The 7,008-nt window shown below is 70.3% G+C and carries 5 protein-coding genes; all 5 read left to right on the forward strand.

The annotated features are described in order from the left end of the window. Positions 1–231: 231 nt before the first annotated feature. The 5 genes from AB0O00_RS02080 to kdpC all read left to right on the forward strand — a co-directional run bounded on the left by AB0O00_RS02080 (position 232) and on the right by kdpC (position 6,941). The gene (locus AB0O00_RS02080) at positions 232–2,064 is read left to right on the forward strand and encodes an APC family permease (protein WP_363648122.1); all 1,833 of its coding nucleotides are present in this window, start codon (positions 232–234) and stop codon (positions 2,062–2,064) included. A 347-nt stretch (positions 2,065–2,411) separates the two neighbouring features. After that, positions 2,412–2,501, forward strand: a complete 90-nt coding sequence (kdpF, locus tag AB0O00_RS02085; protein WP_037830997.1) for a K(+)-transporting ATPase subunit F — start codon at positions 2,412–2,414, stop codon at positions 2,499–2,501. 1 nt (position 2,502) lies between these two features. Then, positions 2,503–4,164 carry a potassium-transporting ATPase subunit KdpA gene (kdpA, locus tag AB0O00_RS02090; protein ID WP_363648124.1) on the forward strand — a complete coding sequence of 554 codons (1,662 nt, stop codon included), beginning with the start codon at positions 2,503–2,505 and terminating at the stop codon, positions 4,162–4,164. Then, positions 4,164–6,287, forward strand: coding sequence for a potassium-transporting ATPase subunit KdpB (gene kdpB / locus AB0O00_RS02095; protein ID WP_363648126.1), 2,124 nt, complete (start codon positions 4,164–4,166; stop codon positions 6,285–6,287). The genes kdpA and kdpB overlap by 1 nt, the downstream gene beginning before the upstream one ends. 24 nt (positions 6,288–6,311) lie before the next feature. After that, positions 6,312–6,941: a K(+)-transporting ATPase subunit C gene (gene kdpC / locus AB0O00_RS02100; protein WP_363648128.1), complete on the forward strand. Its 630-nt coding sequence runs from the start codon at positions 6,312–6,314 to the stop codon at positions 6,939–6,941. Positions 6,942–7,008 lie beyond the last annotated feature (67 nt).

Consider the following 7,008-nt stretch of genomic DNA (forward strand, 5'->3'; position numbering starts at 1 on the left):
GGTGGGAGTCCTTCTCGTCTTCCCAAGCGGCGACCGCCGTGACAGTGGCCCGCCCACCCCCGTCCACGCCTTCCCCTGTGCGCCCGCCGTGCTCCCGCCGTGCCTCCGTGTGCGGCGTCAATGACGCGTTAAAGCCGTTCACGGCCGCGTCAGGATCGCGTACGGGGCGGAGTGGCGTCGGGGAGGCGGCCCGCAGGATCGGAGCAACTACCGACTGCGGAGGTCCCGTCGATGTCCAGCGCCATCTCCACCCCGGCCGTCACGGCCGACCCCCAGCCCCCGGATACCGGCGCGGGCGACGAGCGGCACCGCCTCACGGCGCTCGGCGGCCTGGCCGCCCTCTCTCTGGACGCCATGGCCTCGGTGGCGTACGGGCCGGAGTCGATCGTCCTGGTGCTCGCCGCGGCGGGGGCGTACGGGCTGGGCTTCACGCTGCCCGTCACGGTGGCGATCGCCGTCCTGCTGGCCGTGCTGGTGGCCTCCTACCGGCAGGTGATCGCCGCCTTCCCGGACGGTGGCGGGTCGTACGCGGTCGCCAAGGAGCACCTGGGCCGCCGGACCGCGCTCACCGCGGCGGCCTCCCTGGTGATCGACTACGTCCTGAACGTCGCGGTCTCGGTGACCGCCGGCGTGGCCGCGCTCACCTCGGCCGTGCCGGGCCTGTACGACGACCGGGTCTGGCTCTGCCTCGGCGTGCTGGCCCTGGTGACGGCCGTCAACCTCCGCGGGATAGCCGAGTCGGCCCGCTGGTTCATGGCGCCGACCGCCGTCTTCGTCGTCTCGATCATGGCGATCGTCGTGGTCGGCCTGTTCCGGGACGCTCCGGCCAGCACCGCGGCCGCCGCCGGCCACGCGTCCGTGCTGGCCGAGAACGCGACCACCGTCGGCGCGCTGCTCCTCCTGAAGGCCTTCGCCGCCGGCTGCTCGGCGCTGACCGGCGTCGAGGCGGTGGCGAACGCCGTCCCCTCCTTCCGCACGCCGCGCGTCAAGCGCGCCCAGAACACCGAGGTCGCGCTGGGCGCGCTGCTCGGCGTGATGCTGATCGGGCTGGCCGTGCTGATCGGCCGCTTCCACCTCCAGCCGGTCGAGGGCGTCACCGTGCTCGCCCAGCTGGCCGACGCCTCGCTCGGCCACGGCGCCGCGTTCTACGTCGTCCAGTTCTCCACCGTGGTCCTGCTCGGACTGGCCGCCAACACCTCCTTCGGCGGCCTGCCGGTCCTGCTCCACCTGCTCGCCCGGGACAACCACCTCCCGCACGTGTTCGCGCTGCGCGCCGACCGCCAGGTGCACCGGCACGGCGTCCTCTTCCTCTCGGTCGTCTCGGCGGCGCTGCTGGTCGGCTCCGGCGGGGACGTCAACAGCCTGGTCCCGCTGTTCTCCATCGGCGTCTTCGTCGGCTTCACGATCTGCCAGGTCGGCATGGTCAAGCACTGGTACCGGCACCGGCCGGCCAACTGGCAGTGGAAGGCCGCGCTGAACGGCTTCGGCGCCCTGCTCACCGGCGTCGCGACGCTCGTCGTCACCGGGACCAAGTTCACCGAGGGCGCCTGGGGCATCGTGGTGGCGCTGCCCCTGCTCGTGCTGCTCTTCGAGCTGATCCACCGCGGCTACGAGCGGATCGGCGAACGCCTGGAGCTGGGCCGGGTGCCCGGCGCGGTGGTACGGCAGCGCAGCCTGGTCGTCGTCCCGGTGACGGCGATCACCAGGCTCACCCGGGACGGCCTGTCGGCGGCGCTGTCGCTGGGCGACGAGGTGCTGGCGGTGACCGTCGTGCACGAGCCGGCCGAGGCCGAGGCGCTGCGCCGGGACTGGGAGCTGTGGCAGCCGGGCGTGCCCCTGGTGGAGATCCCGGACGGCCACCGGCGGCTGGGCCGGCCGATCGCGGAGTTCGTGAACCGGCTGGGGGAGGAGCACGCGTACGACCGGCTGACCGTGCTGATCCCCGAGGTGGAGCCGGCCCACTGGTACCAGCGGGCGCTGCAGAACCGGCGGGGCGCCGTGATCGACCGCGCCCTGCGCCGGAGCACCGACGCGGTCGTCTGCCGCCTGCGCATGCGGATGTGACCGCACAAACACCACGTACGCACCGAGTCAACACATTCGAAGACGAACGGTCCCGGACGGCACCCTGCCGACGGGACCGTTCCGCGTCCTGCTCACCCGTCCGCGTCAAGGCCGCGTCAACGTCCTCCGTTCACCCGTATGGAGGGCGTCAGGAACCCATAACACCCCTCTGATGGCTGGTTTGCTGCTTCAGCCGGTCTTCCGCCGGTGCCGCGAGCAGCCCCCCGGCCGGTCGCGGCAGTCTCCCGAACCACGCTGGTGGAGCCCATGTCCGACCTCATCTACGTCGGTGTCACGGTCGCCGTGTTCGCCGTCATCGCCCTGATCGCGCGGGGGGTGGAGAAGCTGTGAGCGCCGAAAACCTCGCAGGTCTGATCGTGGCCGTCGCTCTCGTCGGCTACCTCGTCGTCGCGCTGATCTTCCCGGAGAAGTTCTGACATGGGATCCACTCTCGCTGGCTGGTTGCAGGCCATCGCCCTCGTCGGCGCGCTGGCCCTGTGCTACCGCCCCCTCGGCGACTACATCGCCGGGCTCCTCACCTCGGCCAGGCACCTCAGAGTCGAGCGCGGCATCTACAAGGTGATCGGCGTGGACGGCGACGCCGACCAGCGCTGGCCGGTCTACCTCCGCTCGGTGCTCGCCTTCTCGGCCGTCTCCGTCCTCTTCCTCTACGCCCTGATCCGGCTCCAGACCTTCCTGCTGCTGAACCTGGGCGTTCCGCAGATGGAGGGCCACCAGGCCTGGAACACCGCGATCTCGTTCGTCACCAACACCAACTGGCAGTCCTACAGCGGCGAGTCCGCGATGGGCCACCTGGTGCAGATGATGGGCCTCGCGGTGCAGAACTTCGTCTCCGCGGCCGTCGGCATCGCCGTCGTCGCCGCGCTGATCCGGGGCTTCACGCGGAACCGGACCGACCGCGTCGGCAACTTCTGGGTGGACCTCACCCGGATCTCGCTGCGGCTGCTGCTGCCGATGTCGATCGTGTTCGCGCTGGTGCTGGCCGCCAGCGGCGTGATCCAGAACTTCCACGGCTTCACCGACGTGCACACCCTGTCGGGCGAGGTCCAGAAGATCCCCGGCGGCCCGGTGGCCTCCCAGGAGGTCATCAAGCTCCTCGGCACCAACGGCGGCGGCTTCTTCAACGCCAACTCGGCGCACCCCTTCGAGAACCCGACCGGCTTCTCGAACCTGGTCGAGATCTTCCTGCTCCTGGTCATCGCCTTCGCCCTGCCGCGCACCTTCGGCCGGATGGTCGGCGACAACCGCCAGGGCTACGCGATCGTCGCCGTGATGGGCCTGTTCTGGGTCGCCTCGGCCGCCCTGCTCACCTTCGCCGAGTCGCAGCACGGGGGCACCGCCCTCCAGGCCGCGGGCGCCGCGATGGAGGGCAAGGAGCAGCGGTTCGGCATCGCGGCCAGCTCGCTGTTCGCCGCCTCGACGACGCTGACCTCGACCGGTGCGGTCAACGCCTTCCATGACTCGTTCACGCCGTTCGGCGGGGGTCTGACGATCTTCAACATGATGCTCGGCGAGATCGCGCCCGGCGGTACCGGTTCCGGCCTCTACGGCATGCTGGTCCTGGCCATCGTCGCGGTCTTCGTCGCCGGCCTGATGGTGGGGCGCACCCCCGAGTACCTGGGCAAGAAGCTCGGCGGCCGGGAGATGAAGTTCGCCTCGCTGTACATCCTGACCACCCCGACCATCGTGCTGGTCGGCACCGGTGTGGCGATGGCCCTGCCGGGCGAGCGCGCCGGGATGCTCAACTCGGGTGCCCACGGCTTCTCCGAGGTGCTGTACGCCTTCACCTCGGCCGCCAACAACAACGGCTCGGCCTTCGGCGGCATCACCGTCAACACCGACTGGTACGACACCGCGCTCGGCCTGGCGATGGTCTTCGGCCGCTTCCTGCCGATCGTCTTCGTCATGGCGCTGGCCGGCTCGCTCGCCCAGCAGCAGCCGGTTCCGGCCACCCCGGGCACCCTGCCCACCCACAAGCCGCTGTTCGTGGGTCTGCTGTCCGGCGTGATCCTGATCGTCGTCGGCCTCACCTACTTCCCGGCCCTGGCTCTCGGGCCGATCGCGGAAGGTCTCTCCTGATGTCCACCCCTACGCTCACTCCCGCACCGGCCGATCAGGCCGATCAGGCCGGGGCCGCCGCCCCGCACAGAGTCTCCAGCGGTCTGCTCGACCCGAAGCTGCTCGTCTCCTCGCTGCCGGACGCGGTGAAGAAGCTCGACCCCCGGGTGATGGTCAAGAACCCGGTCATGTTCGTGGTCGAGGTCGGCTCGGTGGTCACCACTGTCTCCGCGATCGCCCACCCGTCGGTGTTCGCCTGGTCGATCACCGTCTGGCTCTGGCTCACCACGATCTTCGCCAATCTGGCGGAGGCCGTCGCCGAGGGCCGCGGCAAGGCCCAGGCCGACACCCTGCGCAAGACCAAGACCGAGAGCGTCGCCCGGCGCCTCACCAACTGGCCCGCCAGTGACGCCGAGGAGGAGGTGCCGGGGACGGCCCTGCGGCTCGGCGACCACGTCGTGGTCGAGGCCGGCCAGATCATCCCCGGCGACGGCGACGTCGTCGAGGGCGTCGCCTCGGTCGACGAGTCGGCGATCACCGGTGAGTCCGCGCCGGTCATCCGCGAGTCCGGCGGTGACCGCAGCGCCGTCACCGGCGGCACCAAGGTGCTGTCCGACCGGATCGTGGTGAAGATCGCCTCGGAGCCCGGCAAGTCGTTCATCGACCGGATGATCGCCCTGGTCGAGGGCGCCGCCCGGCAGAAGACGCCGAACGAGATCGCGCTCAACATCCTGCTGGCCTCGCTGACCATCGTCTTCCTGGTCGCGGTCGTCACCCTCCAGCCGATGGCGACCTTCGCGGGCGCCCCGCAGTCGATGATCGTCCTGGTCGCGCTGATCGTGGCGCTGATCCCGACCACCATCGGCGCGCTGCTGTCCGCGATCGGCATCGCCGGCATGGACCGCCTGGTGCAGCGCAACGTGCTGGCGATGTCCGGCCGCGCCGTCGAGGCCGCCGGCGACGTCAACACCCTGCTGCTCGACAAGACCGGCACCATCACCCTGGGCAACCGCCAGGCCGCCGAGTTCCTGCCCGCCCCGGGCGTGGAGACCGACGAACTGGCCAGTGCCGCGCAGCTGTCCTCGCTCGCGGACGAGACGCCCGAGGGCCGCTCGATCGTGGTCCTCGCCAAGACCGAGTACGGCCTGCGGGCCCGCGCCCAGGGCGAGCTGACGCACGCCACCTGGGTCCCGTTCACCGCCCAGACCCGCATGTCGGGCGTGGACCTGGACGAGCCCGAGGGAGTCCACCAGGTCCGCAAGGGCGCGGCCGGCGCCGTCACCAACTGGGTGAACGAGAACGGCGGTTCGGTCGGCGGCGAGGTCGCCACCCTGGTCGACGGCATCTCCGCGGCCGGCGGCACCCCGCTGGTCGTCGCCACGAAGATCGCCGATGCTCCGGCGAAGGTCCTCGGGGTCATCCACCTCAAGGACGTCGTCAAGGAGGGCATGCGCGAGCGCTTCGACGAGCTGCGCCGGATGGGCATCAAGACCATCATGATCACGGGCGACAACCCGCTGACCGCCAAGGCGATCGCGGAGGAGGCCGGCGTGGACGACTTCCTCGCCGAGGCCACGCCCGAGGACAAGATGGCCCTCATCAAGAAGGAGCAGGAGGGCGGCAAGCTGGTCGCGATGACCGGCGACGGCACCAACGACGCCCCCGCGCTCGCCCAGGCCGACGTCGGCGTCGCGATGAACACCGGGACCATGGCGGCCAAGGAGGCCGGCAACATGGTCGACCTCGACTCCAACCCGACCAAGCTGATCGAGATCGTCGAGATCGGCAAGCAGCTGCTCATCACCCGCGGTGCGCTGACCACGTTCTCGATCTCGAACGACGTGGCCAAGTACTTCGCGATCATCCCCGCGATGTTCGCCGGCGTGTACCCGGGCCTGAAGCACCTCAACATCATGGGCCTGCACAGCCCGCAGTCCGCGATCACCTCGGCGATCATCTTCAACGCCCTGGTCATCATCGGCCTCATCCCGCTCGCCCTGCGCGGCGTCCGCTACCGTCCTGCTGACGCGAGCTCGCTGCTGGCCCGCAACATCGGGGTCTACGGCCTCGGCGGACTGATCGTGCCGTTCGTCGGGATCAAGCTGATCGACCTGATCGTCCAGTTCATCCCCGGCCTCAGCTGACGCAGGGAAGAGGAGAAGAGCACCATGTCCAAGCCCCTGCCGACGATCGTCCGCACCCACTTCACCGCGCTGCGGATGCTGCTGGTCCTGACGGTGATCCTCGGGATCGCTTACCCGCTGCTGGTCACCGGCGTCAGCCAGGTCGCCTTCAGCGACAAGGCCAACGGCTCGATCGTGAAGTCCGACGGCAACCAGGTCGGTTCCAGCCTGCTCGGCCAGAACTACAACCTGCCGAAGAAGAACCCCGACGACCCGAAGGAGGACCCGGTGCCGGACCCGAAGTGGTTCCAGCCCCGCCCCTCCGCGAACAACCACGCCGGCGACAACTCGGGCGCCTCCAACCTCGGCCCGAACAGCGACGACCTGCTCAAGGCCGTCAACGACCGCCGCGCCGCCGTCGCCGAGTTCGACGGCGTCGCCCCGGCGAGCGTCCCGGCGGACGCGCTGACCGCCTCCGGCTCCGGTCTCGACCCGCACATCTCGGTGGCCTACGCCAAGGAGCAGATCGACCGGGTCGCCAGGGAGCGCAAGCTCCCGGTGGAGACGGTCGCCAAGCTGGTCGACAAGTACACCGAAGGCCGTTCCCTCGGCTTCCTCGGCGACGAGGGCGTGAACGTCGTCCTCCTCAACAAGGCGTTGGTGGAACAGAAGTGACAGCCATACGGCTGGAGCTGTGACACGGGCCGACCCGGGCGGGGCACCAACCCCCGCCCGGGTCGGC

The organism is Kitasatospora sp. NPDC093558 (assembly GCF_040683475.1).
Lineage (GTDB): Bacteria > Actinomycetota > Actinomycetes > Streptomycetales > Streptomycetaceae > Kitasatospora.